Consider the following 17,915-nt stretch of genomic DNA (forward strand, 5'->3'; position numbering starts at 1 on the left):
ATTAAAAAGGCGCAGTCACCTCAAGTGACTGCGCCTTTTTTCATGGACAGATGCGGACTACACCGCGGGCTGTGCACGGATCGCCGACTGCGGTGGCTAATGTAGCTATTCCTGCTACCACCGCGAGCCGCCGGTCCGAATCTCGCCCCACTAGCCGGTTTTTCGCGCCGCGGTCTTTTTCGCCGGTGCCTTCCTGGCCGCCGCGGACTTGGCGGCGGGCGCCTTCTTCGCCGCCACCTTCTTTTCCGCCGGCTCGGCCTTCACGGCCACCGCGGTATCACCTTCGTCCGCTTCCGGCATCGCCTTGGCCGCGGAACGAGCACCCGAAGTCTTCGCCGCTGCGGTCTTCGCCGCCGCCGGCTCCTTCTTCTCGAATTCGAAGCCGATCTTGCCGTCGTTCTGCTTGACGAGGAAAGCTTTGAAGTTACGGCCGGTACGCGACGACTTGAAGTTCGTCAGCAGATCGGTGCGACCCTCCTCGAGCAGCTTGGCCATCTGCTCGCGGGCGATTTCCTGCTGCAGGATCACCTTGCCGGAACGGAAGTCGCACGACTTCGGATTCGCCACCGAGTTTTCGCAGACGTAGCTCATGCCGTGCTCGAAAACGCGGCCTTGGCACTTCGGACACGCGCCGACCGGCTGCTGATCGGAGAAGTCGGGCGGCTCGCCGTCTTCGCCGGCCGCGTCCTGGCCGAAGTCGAACTCGAGCTTGTAATTCTTGATCTCGTCGTCGAGCGACAGTTTCAGGATCGCCGAGAACGGCCGCCCCATCTTGCTGCGGAAGCCCGACAGCGGCCCGATCGTCTTGTTCTGCAGCAGTTCTTCGACTTCGGCGATCTCGAACTGACGGCCGCCCGGAATCTTCGAGATCGAGAACTCGCACTTCGAGCACGCGAAACGCCGGTAGTTTTCCTTCACCTGGCCACCGCAATGCGGGCAAGGTGTCTGCAATGTCGCGTAATCGCCCGGGATCGTGTCGGAATCGTATTCCTTCGCGCGCTTGACGATAGTCTGCGTCATGCGCGCGATTTCCTGCATGAACGCGTCGCGTGGCAGGTTGCCGCGCTCCATCTGCGACAGCTTGTATTCCCATTCGCCGGTTAGCTCCGGCGCAGTCAGCTCCTTCACGCCGAGGCCGCGTAGCAGCGTCATCAGCTGGAAGGCCTTGGCGGTCGGAATCAGATCGCGTCCTTCGCGGATCAGGTACTTTTCGGTGAGCAGACCTTCGATGATCGCCGCGCGCGTTGCCGGCGTGCCGAGCCCCTTGGCCGCCATCGCTTCGCGCAATTCGTCGTCTTCGACCAGTTTTCCCGCACCTTCCATCGCCGACAGCAGCGTCGCTTCGTTGTAGCGTGCGGGCGGCTTCGTGATCAGTTGCTGCGCGGCGATCTTGTCGGTCTTGACTTTTTCGTCCTTCTGCACCGGCACGAGGTTCGCGTCATCGCCGCTGGTTTCACGGCCGTAGATCTGCAGCCAACCCGGCTCGACGAGCACCTTGCCCTCGGTCTTGAAGTGATGGCCGACCACCTCGGTGATACGCGTAGTCACTCGGGATTCGGCGGCAGGGAAGAACACGGCGAGGAAGCGCTTCACGACGAGGTCGTAGAGCTTCTGCTCCGGCTCGGACAGATTCTTCGGCGCCTGCAGCGTCGGGATGATTGCGAAGTGGTCGCTGATCTTCGAGTTGTCGAAGATGCGCTTGTTCGGTTTCACCCAGCCCTTGTCGAGCACCTGCTTCGCGAACGGCAGGTAGTTGTTGCTCTCCTTGAGCATGCCGAGCGTCTGCTTGACCGTGTCCAGATAGTCTTCCGGCAGCGCGCGCGCGTCGGTACGCGGATAGGTCAGAACCTTGTGCTTTTCGTACAGCGCCTGAGCGAGACCCAGCGTGTTCTTCGCCGAAAAGCCGAAGCGGCCGTTGGCTTCTCGCTGCAGACTGGTCAGGTCGAAGAGCGCGGGCGACAGCTGCGTCGACGGTTTCGACTCCTCGGTCACCGTGCCGAGCTGGCCGCGGCAAGCCGCGACAATCGTCTCTGCCGCTGGCAACGCCCAGAGGCGCGAATCGCGCTTCTCCGGATCGAACTCGTCGCGCTTGAATTTCGGATCGAACCAGCGGCCTTCGTAGAAGCCGCCCGCGCAGACGAACTCCGCCTTCACTTCCCAGTAGTCGCGCGGCACGAAGCGTCGAATCTTCTCTTCGCGCTCGACGACGATCGAAAGCGTCGGCGTCTGCACGCGCCCGACCGTGGTCAGGAAAAAGCCGCCGCCCTTGCTGTTGAACGCGGTCATCGCGCGCGTGCCGTTGATGCCGACGAGCCAGTCCGCCTCCGAGCGGCAGCGCGCCGCGTCGGCGAGCGGCTGCATCTCTTCGTCGCTGCGCAGACGCGCGAAACCGTCGCGGATCGAGCCGGCCGTCATCGACTGCAGCCACAGCCGTTGCACCGGCTGTTTGGCTTTCGCGTGCTGCGCGATCAGGCGGAAAATCAGTTCGCCCTCGCGCCCCGCGTCGCATGCGTTGATCAGACGGTCGATGTCCTTGCGCTTCATCAGCCTGGTCAGCACCTTCAGGCGCGACTCGCTCTTCGCGATCGGATTCAGATCGAAATGCGGAGGAATGACGGGCAGATTGGCAAAGCTCCACTTGCCGCGCTTGACTTCGTAGTCGTCGGGCGCGGCGATTTCCAGCAGGTGGCCCACTGCCGATGAAAGGACGTAGTCGTCGCTTTCGTAGTACTCGTCATGCTTGGTAAAGCCGCCCAAAGCGCGCGCGATGTCGTTCGCGACAGAAGGCTTTTCGGCGATGATCAGTGCTTTGGACATGACTCGATGTGAGGTTGGTAGATCCGGGTTGGTGGCCTTGAGGGCCAACATGGCGCGAGACGCTCGCTTGAGACCTCTTTCGACCCAATAACGACCGCTTTATAGCACAAGGTGCGAACCCAACGGGTCAAGTGCCATAAAAGCGCGTCATCATAATTGCGCGTCCAGCGGTTGATCAACTGCGGCAAACGCTGCGTGCGGACAGCGATGCCAGCCGCGATGCTGTCCCAAATGATCGGCGGGGGCCTGTGCCGCAAGCCGCGCGTCGCGAGGCTTTCCGTTTGACCGGGCGGCGCGCGAGGCCGCCTTCAGGCGACCGCCAGCGCCGGCCGCAGCTTCGGCGCACCGGTTACGCCGGGCAGCGCGGTCAGATCCGACAGCATCCGCTCGACGATCGACACCTGTGGCAAAACCGTACCGAAAAACCGTGTCGTCACCGAGTCTTCGATCAGGACGGTCGGGAAATTCTCGACGTCCAGATCGTCGAACCGATCCGCATGAGTTTCGATGTCGATCCATGCGAAACAGACTTCCGGGTGCCGCTCGGCCAGTTGGTTGAAGGAGTCCCGGTACTCGCGACACGTTCCGCACCACTCCGCGCACAGGCATGCAACGAACAGCGTGTCGGGTTCGTTGACGCGCTCGGCGATCCGGTCCTGGTCGGTGTCGAGGTTCAGCGCGGGCATGAAGTGATTTCCTTGTGTGTTTTGTCGGGTGCTTTGGCGCGAATGTAGCATGGCCGGTCGCGAAAAGTTGCCAATCTGCATTGACGCCGGTCAGTCTCGGCTCAGTCATGATGGGCTCGCATGAAGCGGCCGCCGGGCAGCAGCGTGACCTCGCCGGCGAGTTCGAGCCGGAGCAAGGCGGCGTGCAGGGCGGCGTTCTCCATCTCGGTACGGGCGGCGAGAATTTCAAGCGTGGTCGGCGAATGGCCGAGCGCGGCGAGCAGACGCTGTGCGTCAGGGGCGAGCGCCGGCTGCGGGGCCGGCCCGGACGCCGGTGAGTCGGCGAAGGCTGCGGTCGTAGCGGGCAAAGCGGTCCCACCCGACGAAACGTGCAAACCCGCATGCTCCAGCGGCACGGCCCGCTTCGCCGAGCGTCTCGCATCGCCCGCCGGCCGCCGGGCAAAACCGAGCTCCTCCAGCACCTCGTCAGGCGTTTCCACGAGCCGCGCTCCCTGCTTGATCATCCGATGACAGCCGCGCGACAACGGCGCGTAAATCGATCCGGGCAACGCGAACACGTCACGCCCCATCTCATTGGCAAGCCGCGCAGTAATGAGCGAACCGGAACGCATAGCCGCCTCGACGATCACGACTCCGCTGACCAGCCCAGCGATCAGCCGGTTGCGCTGTGGGAAGTTGGCGGCGCGTGCCGGCGTGCCGAGCGGCCACTCCGAGAGAATCGCACCCTGCGCCGCGATCTGCCGCGCGAGCGCTTGATGCGCGGCGGGATAGACGAGGTCCGCGCCGGTGCCGACCACCGCGACCGTTCCGCCGACACCCTCCAACCCGCCCCGATGCGCGGCGCCGTCGATGCCGAGTGCGAGCCCCGATACGACCGTCACGCCCGCCGCCGACAGTACTCGCGCGAACCGCCGCGCATCCTCGATGCCCTGCGGCGTCGCGCTGCGGCTGCCGACCAGCGCGACCGCGCGCGTATGCAGCAGCTCAAGCCGGCCCTTTATATATAGGAGGGGTGGCGGATCGGGCAACGTCAGCAGCGCGGGCGGATAGGCGGGATCGTCGAGCGTGACGATCTGGTTGCCCGGCTGCTCGCGCCATGCGAGCACCGCATCGAGCTGGCCGTCGAACGCTGGACCCGGCGGCGCCAGCACCGCGCGCGCCGCGGCGTCACCGGCGACCTCCACGAGCGTCTCCGGCGACTGCGCCAACAGCGCCTGCGGCAGCCCGAATGCGCCCAGCAACAGGCGCAACGCCGCGGGTTTTAGGCCCGGCGCAAGTGACAACCGCAGCCAGGCGGCAAGTTCGATACGGGTCGCGGGCAAGGTCTGCATGCGGGTCGCTCCTCTGGCGGGGCCTGCGGGCAGGCGGGCGCCATGCTAAAATTTTCATCATCCGAAATAAAAACGCGGAAATAAAACGGCAATGAGCCGCGAATAATCGCGGCGCCGCGCTTACCGGCGCGGGTTCGTCGTCGGGCGCACGAGGCGCGTTGAATCGAACCGGTTCGACATCATCTATCCTCTGCGTATTACGACGGGCTCACAACCTGGCCAAATGGCCAACGCGAGCCTCCAACGGTTGGCGGCGTCTCAAATCACACTCGAAATCATGGCTTTACTGAGCATCCTCAATTACCCGGACAAACGACTGCACAAGGTGGCGAAGCCAGTCCCGGAGATCAACGACCGTATCCGCCGTCTCGTCGCGGACATGGCCGAAACGATGTACGCGGCGCCCGGCGTCGGCCTCGCCGCCACCCAGGTGGACGTGCACGAACGCGTGATCGTGATCGACGTGTCGGAAACGCACGACGAACTGCTCGCGTTCATCAATCCGGAAATCGTCTGGTCGAGCGATGAGAGGAAGTTGTCGGAAGAGGGCTGCCTGTCGGTGCCCGGGATCTACGACAACGTCGAGCGTGCCGAGAAAGTGCGCGTGCGTGCGCTCAACGAGAAGGGTGAAACGTTCGAGCTCGATTGCGAGGGGCTGCTCGCCGTGTGCATTCAGCACGAAATGGATCACCTGATGGGCCACGTGTTCGTCGAGTATCTGTCGCCGCTGAAGCAAACGCGCATCAAGAGCAAGATGAAGAAGCTCGCCCACGCGATGTAACGCGCTTTCAACTTGCCTATCGCCCCATTCATGAGTCATTCGTTGCGCGTCATCTTTGCCGGCACACCGGAATTCGCCGCGGCCGCGCTGGCCGCGATTCATGGCGCCGGGTTTGCCGTGCCGCTCGTCTTGACGCAGCCGGACCGGCCGGCGGGTCGCGGCATGAAGCTGCAGGCGAGTCCGGTCAAGCGCTACGCGCAGGAGCACGGCCTCGCGGTTGCGCAGCCCGCGTCGCTGCGCCGCGCTGGCAAATATCCACAGGAAGCCGCCGCCGGCATCGAGCAACTGCGCGCGACGCCGCACGACGTGATGGTGGTCGCCGCCTACGGACTGATCCTGCCGCAGGAAGTGCTCGACATTCCGCGCTTCGGCTGCATCAACATCCACGCGTCGCTGCTGCCACGCTGGCGCGGCGCGGCGCCGATTCATCGCGCGATCGAGGCGGGCGACGCGCAAACCGGCATCACGCTGATGCAGATGGACGCTGGACTCGACACCGGCGCGATGGTTTCCGAAGTACGCACCCCCATCTCCGCCGACGACACCACCGCCACGCTGCACGACCGCCTCGCCGCGGACGGCGCGCAACTGATCGTCGACGCACTGATCGAGCTCGAGCGCAGCGGCAAGCTGACGTCGATCCCGCAACCGGCCGACGGCGTGACCTACGCCGAGAAAATCGCCAAGCACGAAGCGGCGCTCGACTGGCGCCGGCCGGCCGAGGCGCTTGCGCGTCAGGTGCGCGCGTTCGACCCGTTCCCCGGCGGCGCCGGCACGCTCGACGACGGCAGCACCGTCAAGATCTGGGCCGCCACCGCCGTAGCCTCGCCGGCGTCGGGCAGCAACAAGGCGCCAGGCACCATCGTCGAGGTTGCGCCCGACGGCGTGCTGGTCGCTTGCGGCGAAGGTGCACTGCGTCTGACGCAATTGCAGAAGCCCGGCGGCAAGCGCCTGCCGGTGCGCGAATTCCTTGCTGGCTCGCCGCTCGCCGCAGGCCAGCGCTTCCAGCTTCCTTAGGCGCAATAAGCGCGTCTCGCACGCCGGAGCATCGTCCATTCGGCCGGTGTTCTCCGCGCCCGCCGCGAGCGCGACGCGCGTTAGAATCCTCCATGCAGCAGACCAGGTTTTCGAGGGTGCATCACATGTTCGGCATCGTCCATTTCGAGTTTTTCATCGTCGCGGTTTTTCTCCTGAACATCACGCCGGGGCCGGATACCGCTTATATCGTCGGGCGCAGCGTCGCCCAGGGCCGCGGCGCGGGGCTGATGTCGGCGCTCGGCATTTCGGCGGGCTGCTGCATTCACTCGCTTGCCTGCGCGTTTGGACTGACCGCGCTGTTGGCCGCGTCGGCTACGGCGTTCACCATCGTCAAATTCGTCGGCGCGATTTATCTGATCTATCTGGGGGTGCGCCTGATCTTCACGAAACCGGCCGCGGATGCGCCGGTCGGCGACGCGCGCGCGTCGTCCACGCCGAAGTCGCTGCGGCAGTTGTTCCTGCAAGGCTTCTGGACCAACGTTCTGAACCCGAAAGTCGTGCTGTTCTTCGTGTCGTTCTTCCCGCAATTCGTCACGACGGGCAGCGAACACAAGACCTTCGCGTTTCTCACGCTCGGCGCGGTCTTCGTGCTGATGAGCATGGTCTGGAACAGCTTCGTCGCGTGGATCGCGGGAAGCGTCACGCAGCGTTTCTCGGGCAAACCGGCGGTCAAGCGCTGGCTCGATCGCGGCGTCGGCAGCGCGTTCGTCGGCCTGGGCATCAAACTCGCGAGCGCCGCGCGATGATTGAATTTTCCCGCATCGCCCATATCTAACATTTCGCTTACAGTCTGGCGCCGCAATCGCGCGGCACGGAGATGAAGGCCACGCTCGGGGCAAGGAGTTGCAGACATGTTTAACTGGGTGAAAACCGCGATGTTGATGGCCGCGATTACGGCCCTTTTCATCGTGATCGGCGGGATGATCGGCGGGTCGCGCGGCATGATGGTCGCGCTCGTGATCGCCCTTGGGATGAATTTCTTCTCGTACTGGTTCTCCGACAAGATGGTCCTGCGCATGTACAACGCGCAGGAAGTCGACGAAAACAGCGCGCCGCAGTTCTATCGGATGGTGCGCGATCTCGCCACGCGCGCGAACCTGCCGATGCCGCGCGTCTACCTGATCAACGAAGACGCGCCGAACGCGTTCGCCACCGGCCGCAACCCGGAGCACGCGGCAGTCGCGGCGACCACCGGCATTCTGCGCGTACTGTCCGAGCGCGAAATGCGCGGCGTAATGGCGCACGAACTCGCGCACGTGAAGCATCGCGACATTCTGATCTCGACGATTTCGGCGACCATGGCCGGCGCGATTTCCGCGTTGGCGAACTTCGCGATGTTCTTCGGCGGCCGCGACGAAAACGGCCGTCCCGCGAACCCGATCGCGAGCATCGCGGTTGCGCTGCTCGCGCCGATTGCGGGTGCGTTGATCCAGATGGCGATTTCGCGTGCGCGCGAATTCGAAGCCGACCGGGGCGGCGCGCAGATTTCGGGCGACCCGCAGGCACTGGCGTCGGCGCTCGACAAGATCCATCGCTATGCGAGCGGCATTCCGTTCCCGACGGCCGAGGCGCATCCGGCCACCGCGCAGATGATGATCATGAATCCGCTGTCGGGCGGCGGTATCGCGAGTCTGTTCTCGACGCACCCGGCGACCGAGGAACGCATCGCGCGTTTGATGGAAATGGCGCGCACCGGGCGCTTCGACTGAGGCGCCGCGTCGCTCGGCGCGTCGAGCCTGAAGTACTGAAGAGCGGGCCCGCGAGGCCCGCTTTTTTTCGCACCGTTCGTCGCCACTGCACGACAGCGTCTGCGGCCACCACCCACGCATGGCAGCGCCCCACCGGCGCCACGCTACAATGTGCGCTGATTGCGTCGCGCGCACCGTGCGGCTTGCCCTTGCTCCCTTCATGACTCCAAAGCCTTCTTCGCGTTCTGCTTCCTCGTCGGCGCGTTCGCGCGAATCCCGTTTGTCGACGCTGCAACTGTCGCCCGAATCGCTCGGGTTCGCACTCGATTGCGCGGCCCAGGCCGTCGGCGCCGTGCGTCTCGGCGCCGCCTTGCCCGCGGCGCTGCAAAGCGTTTTCGTGGCGGTGCCCGAGGACAACGCCGCAGCGGCGCGCGGCGCGGTGCAGGATATCGCCTATTGCACGATGCGCCGTCTCGCAACCGCCGAGTGGCTGATCGCGAAGCTGGTGAAGAAGGCGCCTCCGCCGCACGTCGCGCATGTGCTCGCGTGCGCGCTCGCGCTGCTCGTCGACGACGAAGCGAGCGCCGCCTACACGCCGTTCACGGTCGTCGACCAGGCGGTCAGGGTGATTGGCGCGCGTCGCGAGTTCGCGTTCGCGAAGGGGCTCGTCAACGCGGTGCTGCGCAACTTCTTGCGCGAGCGCGACACGTTGCTCGCCTCCGTGCAAGCCGATGAAGTAGCGCGCTGGAACTATCCGGCCTGGTGGATCGACGCGGTGAAGCGCGCATGGCCCGAGGCGTGGCAATCGGTGCTGGCCGCCGGCAACACGCAAGGTCCGCTGACGTTGCGCGTGAACGCGCGCCATTCGACGGTCGACGCCTATCTGCAAGTGCTGCAACGCCAGCAGATCGCCGCAAGCAAGGCTGGCGAGTACGCGGTCACGCTCGCGACGCCAATGCCGGTCGAGCGCATTCCGGGCTTCAGCGAAGGTGTCGTGTCCGTGCAGGACGCAGGGGCGCAACTCGCCGCGCAATTGCTCGGCGTGCGCGACGGCATGCGCGTGCTCGACGCATGCGCGGCCCCTGGCGGCAAGACCGGGCATCTGCTCGAACTCGCCAACATTCAAGTGGTCGCGCTCGAAAGCGATGCGTCTCGCGCGCGCCGCATCGGCGAAAACCTGCGGCGTCTGAAGCTCGAAGCGGAAGTGCGCATCGGCGACGCGGGCAACCCCGCGCAATGGCACGACGACCTCGACCAGCCGTTCGACTGCATCCTCGCCGACGTGCCGTGCTCGGCGTCGGGCATCGTGCGGCGTCATCCGGATATTCGCTGGCTGCGTCGTCAGTCCGATATTGCCGCGCTCGTCGCCGAACAGCGCCGCATTCTCGACGCGCTGTGGCCGCTCGTGAAATCGGGCGGCGAGTTGCTTTACGTCACCTGTTCGATCTTCCCCGAAGAGGGCGAGTTGCAGGCACAGTGGTTTGGAAACCAGCACCAGGATGCGGTACGATTGGACGCGCCGGGGCAGCTTTTACCCTCAGTTGCCCGCGCGCCCGCCGACCCATCGGCCGGTTCTCATGCTGGACGACCCGCCGAATTCAGCGCCGGCACGAACTCAGACCACGACGGATTTTTCTACGCGCGCTTTCAGAAACGGTGACCATAAAACGCTTCTTCCCGCTTCGGCTCGCTGCCGTGCTCTGGATCGCGCTTGCCGTCTGGCTTGCAGCGCCGGGCGCGGCGCACGCTGACTCGATCGCGGTGCAGCGGGCGTCGCTGCAGGCCGACAACGGCGGCTGGAGTCTCGACGCGCATTTCGAATTCGAGCTGAACAGCAATCTCGAAGACGCGGTCAACAAAGGCATTCCGCTTTATTTCACGACCGATTTCGAACTGAGCCGGCCGCGCTGGTACTGGTTCGACGAGCAGCCGGTCAGCGTGTCGCAAAGTTTGCGGCTGTCGTTCCAGCCACTCACGCGCGAATATCGCGTGTCGAGCGTGCAGTCGGGCGGCTTGCAGCTCGGCTTTTCCACGCTCAACGATGCGCTCGCGGTGATCAAGCACGTGACGTCGTGGCACGTGATCGACCGCAATCAGGTGCGGGTCGGCGAAACCTATAACGCGTCCGTGCGCATGCAACTCGACATCGGGCTGATGCCCAAGCCGTTCCAGATCGACGCGGTGAACAACCGCGACTGGAACCTCGCCTCCGATTGGAAGCGCTTCACTTTCACGGCCGCCGATCGTGCTAAATAAAGTGCGCTCATCTTCCACCAGTGTCAGCAGCATCGTCGTGCGCGTGCTCGTGTCGACGGTCGCGGTGACGGCCGTGTTGCTGCTCGTGTTGCTGGCCGCCGCCAGCGCGAACACCGAATTCTTCGACCGCTATTACCAGTGGCTGTATGCGGCCAACGTCGCGGTCGCGTTGATCTTTCTGCTGGTGGTGGTGACGCTCGTCGTCATCATCATCGTGCGATTACGCACGGGCAAATTCGGCACACGGCTGCTCGCGAAGCTCGCGTTCTTCATGGCGCTGGTCGGTGTGGTGCCGGGCGGCATCATCTACATCGTGTCGTATCAGTTCGTGTCGCGCAGCATCGAGTCGTGGTTCGACGTGAACGTCGAAACCGCGCTCGCGTCCGGCCTCAACCTCGGGCGCGGCATGCTCGACGCGTCGCTGTCCGATCTGCAGACGAAGGCGCGTCTGATGTCCGAGCAGCTCGCGAGCGCGGATGCGGCCGGCACCACGTTGACGCTGCTGCGTTTGCGCGACCAGTTCGGTGTGCAGGACGCGACGATCGTCGAGCCGACCCGCAGCATGTCTGGCGCGACGCCGGACATGCACGTGGTCGCGCAGGCGTCCGGCAACTACGCGATGCTGCTGCCGAACGATCTGCCGACACCGCTGATGATCGAGCAGGCGCGTGGCCACGGCTATGCGGCGATCGAAGGCGAAGTGGACGGCGATCCGAATGCGCACGGCGGCAAGGGAGCGCTGCGTCTGCGCGTGGTGCAGCGTATTCCCGATGCGAACGCGTCGCTGTTGCAGCCCGCCGAGCGCTTCCTGCAACTGACGCAGCCGGTCTCGACGACACTCGCGCGCAATGCCGACTCGGTGCAGCGCGCGTATCGCGAGTATCAGGAGAAGGCGCTCGGCCGCACCGGCTTGCGCAAGATGTACATCGGCACGCTGACCCTGTCGCTGTTTCTCGCGACTTTCATCGCGATGATGCTCGCGCTGGCGCTCGGCAATCAGCTCGCGCGGCCGCTATTCCTGCTCGCGCAGGGCACGAAGGAAATCACCGAGGGCGACTACACGCCAAAGCGCGAGATCAAGTCGCGCGACGAACTCGGTTTCCTCACGCAGTCGTTCAATGCGATGACGCGGCAGTTGTCGGAAGCGCGCGGGGCGGTCGAGAAAAATCGTATCGCGCTCGAGCATTCGAAGGCGTATCTCGAGAGCATCCTCGCGAACCTGACCGCGGGTGTGTTCGTGTTCGACCGGCAATTCCGGCTGACCACCGCGAATCGAGGCGCCGAGCGGATTTTCCGTCAGCCGTTCCAGACGGTGCTCGGCTCGTCGCTCGATCAGATCGGCGTGCTCGGCGAATTCGGCGCGATGGTGCGCAAGGCATTCGCCGATCGCGAAGCGGCGAGTGAAGACGGCCATGACGACAACGGCCATTGGCAGCAGCAGTTCTCGGTGCCGGTGCCCGGCGAAACCGAGCCGCTCACGCTGCTCGTGCGCGGCGCGCGCCTCGTCGCGGCGAACGAGCGCGACGCTGAAGGCATGCAGACCGCGGGCTACGTGATCGTGTTCGACGACATCTCCGACGTGATCTCCGCGCAGCGTTCGATCGCATGGGGCGAAGTCGCGCGGCGCCTCGCGCACGAGATCAAGAATCCGCTCACGCCGATTCAACTGTCGGCCGAACGATTGCAGATGAAGCTCGCCGACAAGCTCGCGCCGTCGGATGCGGACGTGCTGAAGCGCGGCGCGACGACGATCGTCAATCAGGTCGCCGCGATGAAGCAGATGGTCGACGATTTCCGCGACTACGCACGCACACCGCCCGCGGTACTCGCGCATCTGCAATTGAATGGTCTGGTCAGCGAGGTGCTGACGCTGTACGGTATCGAAGAAGGCAAGGGCGCGATCCAGGTCGAGCTGGCGGCCTTGCCCGCGATACGCGGCGACGCGACGCAGTTGCGACAGGTGATCCACAACCTGCTGCAGAACGCGCAGGACGCGGTCGCCGAAGTCGCGCATCCGCGTGTTTTGCTCGAGACGAGGACAGTAGAATACGGAGACCCCGACGCGCAAGGCAAGGCGCGCGTCGCGGTCCGTCTGACAGTGTCGGACAACGGACCAGGCTTCCCCGCGCGTATCCTCACGCGCGCGTTCGAGCCGTACGTGACGACCAAGGCCAAGGGTACGGGTCTGGGACTTGCGATGGTCAAGAAGATCGTCGACGAACATGGCGCGCGCATCGACATTCGCAATCGCATGAAGGCCGGCGACGTGATCGAAGGCGCGCAGATTTCGATTCTCTTCCTTCAACTGGCGGACGACTCCGCGCAGCCGGGTGCACCTGGTTCGGGTGCCCATCCGGCGCACGGCGGCGCGTCGCAGGGAACGACAAAAGCAACAGTGCAGACAAGGGCAGCGTAAATGGCAACCATCCTGGTGGTAGATGATGAAATGGGCATCCGGGAACTGCTCTCGGAGATCCTCAGCGACGAGGGACACGTCGTGGAGGCCGCTGAAAACGCGCAGGAGGCGCGCGAGTTCCGTCTGCGTCAGGCGCCGGACCTCGTGCTGCTCGACATCTGGATGCCGGACACCGACGGCGTGACGCTGCTCAAGGAATGGGCCGCGCAAGGTCAATTGACGATGCCCGTCATCATGATGTCCGGTCACGCGACGATCGACACCGCGGTCGAGGCCACCAAGATCGGCGCGCTCAACTTCCTCGAAAAGCCGATCGCGTTGCAGAAGCTATTAAAGGCGGTCGAGCAGGGACTCGCGCGTGGTAACGCGGCGGCCGTGCCTGGCGGCGTGGCTGCGAAGCCGGCGTTGCCGGTCAGCGCATCGTCAGTCGCGTCGGCGGCCGCGTTGCCGATACTGTCGTCCGATGGCGTCGGCGGCGGCACGCTCGTCGCGCAAACCGCGTCGATCTCGTTCGACATTCCGCTGCGCGATGCGCGCGATGCGTTCGAGCGCGCGTACTTCGAATATCACCTCGCGCGCGAGAACGGCAGCATGACGCGTGTCGCGGAGAAGACCGGTCTCGAGCGCACGCATCTTTATCGCAAGCTGAAGCAACTCGGCGTCGATCTCGGCAAGAACAAAGGGGAGTGAGCGCCACGTGTTGCATGCGAACGCGGCCCGGCAGATTATTTATGAAAGGGCTTGCTGAACTGCGGATCGCTTGATATAGTTTCGTTCTTCGTTGGCCCGGTAGCTCAGTTGGTAGAGCAGCGGATTGAAAATCCGCGTGTCGGTGGTTGCGATTCCGCCCCAGGCCACCAGGATTTAGCCCCAGGAAATCGCAAGATTCCCTGGGGCTTTTCCGTTTGGCGGACAAGTCGTCACTTCGGCTTGCCATGCAGTTGAAGCCGCGCGCGTGAGACAGCTGGCGTCGGCGACATTCGGTGTCGCGTGATAAAATCGCGCCAGTTCAAGGACTTGCATGCAGGCGTCGCACGCGGTCGTGCACCGCGCGAATGCAGTGCCGAGCATGTCGCACCGAAGCACCCAATCCTTCGCCCGACGATCGGCGGTATAAGCGCCCAGCCACGTTCCCGCGCAACGCGCGACCTATACTGCTTTGGGCCGGCACAGTGCCGGCACACGTCGCGCCGCGTTGCTTGCATGGCGCACCTCGCGCAGCGCGACGTGGCACTCTCATTCACGGAGTATCACGGTGATCCGCAAAGACGCTAAGCGTAGCGCGCTCGTGCTGTTTTCCGGCGGCCAGGATTCTGCCACGTGTCTCGCGTGGGCGCTCGACCATTACGACACGGTCGAAACGGTCGGCTTCGATTATGGTCAGCGTCATCGTGTCGAACTCGAATGCCGCGAAGGATTCCGTCAGGCCGTCGTGCGTGCGTTTCCGGCGTGGGCCGATCGTCTCGGCGACGATCACACGATCGACCTGTCGCTGCTCGGCGCGATCAGTGACACCGCGATGACGCGCGAGATCGAAATCGAAGCCACGGCCAATGGGTTGCCAAACACGTTCGTGCCGGGCCGCAATCTGATGTTCATGACGATCGCCGCGGCCATCGCGTATCGGCGCGGTTTGCAGGTGCTGGTCGGCGGGATGTGCGAGACGGACTTCTCGGGCTACCCCGATTGCCGCGACGACACGATGAAGGCGCTGCAGGTCGCGCTGAATCTCGGCATGGACGCGCGTTTCGCGCTGGAGACGCCGCTGATGTGGCTCGACAAGGCCGACACGTGGCGCCTCGCGCGCGAGCTCGGCGGCGACGCATTGGTGGAACTGGTGCGTGTCGAGACGCATACCTGCTACGTCGGCGAACGGGCCGAGTTGCACGCATGGGGCTTCGGCTGCGGCGAATGCCCGGCATGCCGGTTGCGCAAACGCGGCTATGAGGCCTACCTCGCCGGCGAAAAAGTCACCGAGCCGGTCTGACGGCTCGCGCGAGAGCGCCCATCATTGAGCATCATTGATTCAGGAACACAGGACAGAAAGCAGCATGACGTACGCGGTCAAGGAAATTTTCTACACGTTGCAGGGCGAGGGCGCGAATGCCGGGCGGCCGGCCGTGTTCTGCCGTTTCGCGGGCTGCAATCTGTGGTCCGGCCGCGAAGAGGATCGCGCGGACGCCGTCTGCCGTTTCTGCGACACCGATTTCGTCGGCACCGACGGCGAGAACGGCGGCAAGTACCGCACCCCCGACGAACTGGTCGCGATGATCGCGTCGCAATGGCCGCAAGGCGAGGGCGAACGCTTCGTCGTGTGCACTGGCGGCGAGCCGATGCTGCAGCTCGATCAGCCGCTCGTCGACGCGCTGCACGCGGCCGGCTTCGAGATCGCGATCGAGACCAACGGCTCGCTGCCGGTGCTCGACACGATCGACTGGATCTGCGTGAGCCCGAAGGCCGACGCGCCGCTCGTCGTGACGAAGGGCAACGAACTGAAAGTCGTGATCCCGCAGGACAACCAGCGCCTCGACGACTACGCCAAGCTCGACTTCGAGTATTTCCTCGTCCAGCCGATGGACGGCCCGTCGCGCGACATCAACACGAAGCTCGCGATCGACTGGTGCAAACGTCATCCGCAGTGGCGCCTGTCGATGCAGACTCACAAGTATCTGAACATTCCCTGATTTGCCGTGCTGACGATTACCCGAAAACTCGAATTCGACGCGGGCCACCGCATTCCCGATCACCGCAGCCAGTGCCGTAATCTGCATGGCCATCGCTACGTGCTCGAAATCACGCTGCTAGGCGATCTGGTCGACACCGAAGGCGCGCCCGATCGCGGCATGGTGATGGACTTCGCCGACGTGAAGTCGCTCGCCAACGAGCACCTGGTCGACAAGTGGGACCACGCGTTTCTCGTCTACGAAGGCGACACGCAGGTGCGTGGCTTCCTCGACAGCATGGCGGATCACAAGACGGTCGTGATCGATCGCATTCCGACCGTCGAAAACCTCGCCGCGATTGCGTTCGACATTCTCGCGAACGTCTACGACGCGCACTACGGCGTGAACCTGCGCCTGCACAAAGTGCGTCTGTACGAGACGCCGAATTGCTGGGCCGAGGTGGTCCGCGACTCGCTTCCCACCTGAATCCACGCCCCGCCACGCGAACGAACTCTCGCGTTATTGTCACGGTATGATCGTTCCGACCAACACACGGAGCGAGACATGCCGGTCACCGCATCGCGTCGCAGCAGGCAACGAGGCCGTCAGCGCCCCGGTGCCTGTCTGATCCACTATCTGGCCCCGCTTCGCATTGCAAACCTGCGCGAGGCCAGCCGATGAGCACCTTCACCAACTCCCTCAAAGAACGTCTGAAGGACAACGCGCCGCTGTTCGGGCTGTGGTTGTCGCTCGGCAGCGAGGCCGCCGCGGAAGCACTCGCGCACGCCGGCTTCGACTGGCTGCTGATCGACATGGAGCACGCGCCCAACGATAGCGGCGGCGTCGAGTCGCAATTGCGCGCGATTGCCGCCGCGCATCTGCCGAGCGAGCCGGTGGTGCGGGTGCCCGCGAGCGAGCCGTGGCTCGTCAAGCGCGTGCTCGACGCCGGCGCGCGCACGCTGATGTTCCCGAACATCGAATCCGCTGAAGACGCGGCACGCGCCGTGCGGCTCACCCAATATCCGACCGCCGAGGCGCTCGACGGCCTGCGCGGCGTCGCGGGCGTCGTGCGCGCGGCCGGTTACGGCATGCGGCGTGATTACGTGCAGACGGCCAACGCACAGATCGCGACGATTGTGCAGATCGAATCGGCGCGCGGCTTGCGGGAGGTCGAGCAGATCGCGGCGACGCCGGGCGTCGATTGCCTGTTCGTCGGGCCGGCCGATCTGGCCGCGAGCCTTGGTCATCTCGGCGACGCGAAACACGCGGACGTGCAGGCGGCGATGGCGCGTATCGTCAGCGCGGCGGACAAGGCCGGCATTGCCGCCGGCATCTTCGCGATGGACGTGGCGAGCGCGCGGCAGCATCGCGACGCCGGTTTTCGCTTCGTCGCGCTAGCCGCCGACGTGATCTGGATGTTGCGCGCGACGCGCCAGGCATTACAGGAGGTGAGGTCATGAACGGCAGAGTGCAGGGGGGCGCCGGGCGGATGATCACGCGAGTGACCGCGCAAGTGAGCATGGCGGTGGCGCTGCTCGCGACTGGGGCGTGGAACGCCGCGTATGCACAGGATCACGTCGCCAAGGCGAACGATCCGCAGACGCAATCCGCGGTGGCCGACTACAACGCCGGCAATCTTGGCGCGGCGCTGAGTGAATTCCGCCAGGCCGCCGAGCGCGGCAGCCGCCTCGCCCAGTTCAATTACGCGATGATGCTGCTCAACGGCGAAGGCACGCCGGTCAACGTCGACGAAGGCAAGAAGTGGTTGCGCAAGGCCGCCGACGCGAACATGTCGCACGCGCAATACGTGTACGGCAAGATGTACGACGATGGCGAGTTCGTCGGGCGCGATCCGGTGGAGGCGCATCGCTGGTTCATGAAGGCGGCCGCGCAGGGCCATGTGCAGGCGGAGCTCGCGCTCGCGAATCAGTTCCTCGACGGACGCGGTACCGAGCGTGACAACAAGCAGGCGTTCGTCTGGTACAAGAAAGCGGCGCAGGGCGGCGACATGACCGCGCAGTACGTGACCGGCTCGTTCTACGAGCGTGGCGGCGATGGCGTCGACCGGAATCTGAATGTGGCGCGCGCATATTACGCGGCCGCGGCGGCGCAGGGCGATCCGGCCGCGCGCCTGAAGTATCAGCAGTTGAGCGCGCAGCTGCGCGATCAGAAGGAAGTGAAGCCGCAGTAATAAAGCAGCAAAAAAAGCAAAAAGGGCACTCGCAACGAGCGCCCTTTT

16 protein-coding genes and 1 tRNA gene are annotated in these 17,915 nt (G+C 64.7%); 14 read left to right on the top strand and 3 right to left on the bottom strand.

Annotated features, from left to right (window positions below; genetic code table 11):
* Nucleotides 1-150: 150 nt before the first annotated feature.
* The 3 genes from OKW40_RS16930 to dprA all read right to left on the bottom strand — a co-directional run bounded on the left by OKW40_RS16930 (nucleotide 151) and on the right by dprA (nucleotide 4,834).
* Nucleotides 151-2,817: a DNA topoisomerase III gene (locus tag OKW40_RS16930; RefSeq protein WP_429356405.1), complete on the bottom strand. Its 2,667-nt coding sequence runs from the start codon at nucleotides 2,815-2,817 to the stop codon at nucleotides 151-153.
* Between the two features lie 308 nt (nucleotides 2,818-3,125).
* Nucleotides 3,126-3,503: a thioredoxin family protein gene (locus OKW40_RS16935; protein WP_018418960.1), complete on the bottom strand. Its 378-nt coding sequence runs from the start codon at nucleotides 3,501-3,503 to the stop codon at nucleotides 3,126-3,128.
* Between the two features lie 101 nt (nucleotides 3,504-3,604).
* Nucleotides 3,605-4,834 carry a DNA-processing protein DprA gene (dprA, locus tag OKW40_RS16940; protein WP_429490593.1) on the bottom strand — a complete coding sequence of 410 codons (1,230 nt, stop codon included), beginning with the start codon at nucleotides 4,832-4,834 and terminating at the stop codon, nucleotides 3,605-3,607.
* 277 nt (nucleotides 4,835-5,111) lie between these two features.
* Here dprA and def point away from each other — a divergent pair, with 277 nt between their 5' ends.
* The 14 genes from def to OKW40_RS17010 all read left to right on the top strand — a co-directional run bounded on the left by def (nucleotide 5,112) and on the right by OKW40_RS17010 (nucleotide 17,867).
* Nucleotides 5,112-5,615 (top strand): peptide deformylase, encoded by a 504-nt coding sequence (gene def, locus OKW40_RS16945; protein WP_429490595.1) that lies wholly within the window; start codon nucleotides 5,112-5,114, stop codon nucleotides 5,613-5,615.
* 30 nt (nucleotides 5,616-5,645) lie between these two features.
* Nucleotides 5,646-6,632 carry a methionyl-tRNA formyltransferase gene (gene fmt, locus OKW40_RS16950; protein WP_429490597.1) on the top strand — a complete coding sequence of 329 codons (987 nt, stop codon included), beginning with the start codon at nucleotides 5,646-5,648 and terminating at the stop codon, nucleotides 6,630-6,632.
* 125 nt (nucleotides 6,633-6,757) lie between these two features.
* Entirely contained in the window at nucleotides 6,758-7,399 is a 642-nt protein-coding gene (locus OKW40_RS16955) for a LysE family translocator (RefSeq protein WP_429357154.1), read from the top strand.
* A gap of 105 nt (nucleotides 7,400-7,504) precedes the next feature.
* A complete protein-coding gene (gene htpX, locus OKW40_RS16960) occupies nucleotides 7,505-8,362 on the top strand; it encodes a zinc metalloprotease HtpX (protein WP_018418965.1) in 858 nt (285 codons plus the stop codon).
* 199 nt (nucleotides 8,363-8,561) lie between these two features.
* On the top strand, nucleotides 8,562-10,001 hold the full coding sequence (rsmB, locus tag OKW40_RS16965) for a 16S rRNA (cytosine(967)-C(5))-methyltransferase RsmB (RefSeq protein WP_429490598.1): 1,440 nt from the start codon (nucleotides 8,562-8,564) through the stop codon (nucleotides 9,999-10,001).
* Complete coding sequence (locus OKW40_RS16970) at nucleotides 9,998-10,597, top strand: DUF4390 domain-containing protein (protein ID WP_090802240.1); 600 nt, start codon at nucleotides 9,998-10,000, stop codon at nucleotides 10,595-10,597. The genes rsmB and OKW40_RS16970 overlap by 4 nt, the downstream gene beginning before the upstream one ends.
* Entirely contained in the window at nucleotides 10,587-13,013 is a 2,427-nt protein-coding gene (locus OKW40_RS16975; RefSeq protein WP_429490600.1) for an ATP-binding protein, read from the top strand. Before OKW40_RS16970 ends, OKW40_RS16975 begins: the two co-directional genes overlap by 11 nt.
* The gene (esaR, locus tag OKW40_RS16980) at nucleotides 13,014-13,703 is read left to right on the top strand and encodes a response regulator transcription factor EsaR (RefSeq protein ID WP_184051110.1); all 690 of its coding nucleotides are present in this window, start codon (nucleotides 13,014-13,016) and stop codon (nucleotides 13,701-13,703) included. It abuts the gene before it with no gap.
* Between the two features lie 93 nt (nucleotides 13,704-13,796).
* Nucleotides 13,797-13,873: transfer RNA gene (locus tag OKW40_RS16985), tRNA-Phe, on the top strand.
* A 395-nt stretch (nucleotides 13,874-14,268) separates the two neighbouring features.
* On the top strand, nucleotides 14,269-15,000 hold the full coding sequence (gene queC, locus OKW40_RS16990) for a 7-cyano-7-deazaguanine synthase QueC (RefSeq protein WP_429490602.1): 732 nt from the start codon (nucleotides 14,269-14,271) through the stop codon (nucleotides 14,998-15,000).
* Between the two features lie 64 nt (nucleotides 15,001-15,064).
* Entirely contained in the window at nucleotides 15,065-15,697 is a 633-nt protein-coding gene (gene queE, locus OKW40_RS16995; RefSeq protein ID WP_184060905.1) for a 7-carboxy-7-deazaguanine synthase, read from the top strand.
* A gap of 9 nt (nucleotides 15,698-15,706) precedes the next feature.
* Nucleotides 15,707-16,162, top strand: coding sequence for a 6-carboxytetrahydropterin synthase QueD (gene queD / locus OKW40_RS17000; protein ID WP_184061034.1), 456 nt, complete (start codon nucleotides 15,707-15,709; stop codon nucleotides 16,160-16,162).
* Between the two features lie 191 nt (nucleotides 16,163-16,353).
* Entirely contained in the window at nucleotides 16,354-17,136 is a 783-nt protein-coding gene (locus tag OKW40_RS17005; RefSeq protein WP_429490604.1) for an HpcH/HpaI aldolase family protein, read from the top strand.
* Nucleotides 17,133-17,867: a tetratricopeptide repeat protein gene (locus tag OKW40_RS17010; protein WP_429490606.1), complete on the top strand. Its 735-nt coding sequence runs from the start codon at nucleotides 17,133-17,135 to the stop codon at nucleotides 17,865-17,867. Before OKW40_RS17005 ends, OKW40_RS17010 begins: the two co-directional genes overlap by 4 nt.
* The last annotated feature ends 48 nt before the right edge of the window (nucleotides 17,868-17,915 follow it).

The sequence above is a fragment of the Paraburkholderia sp. RAU6.4a genome, assembly GCF_050435625.1.
Taxonomy (GTDB): domain Bacteria; phylum Pseudomonadota; class Gammaproteobacteria; order Burkholderiales; family Burkholderiaceae; genus Paraburkholderia; species Paraburkholderia tuberum.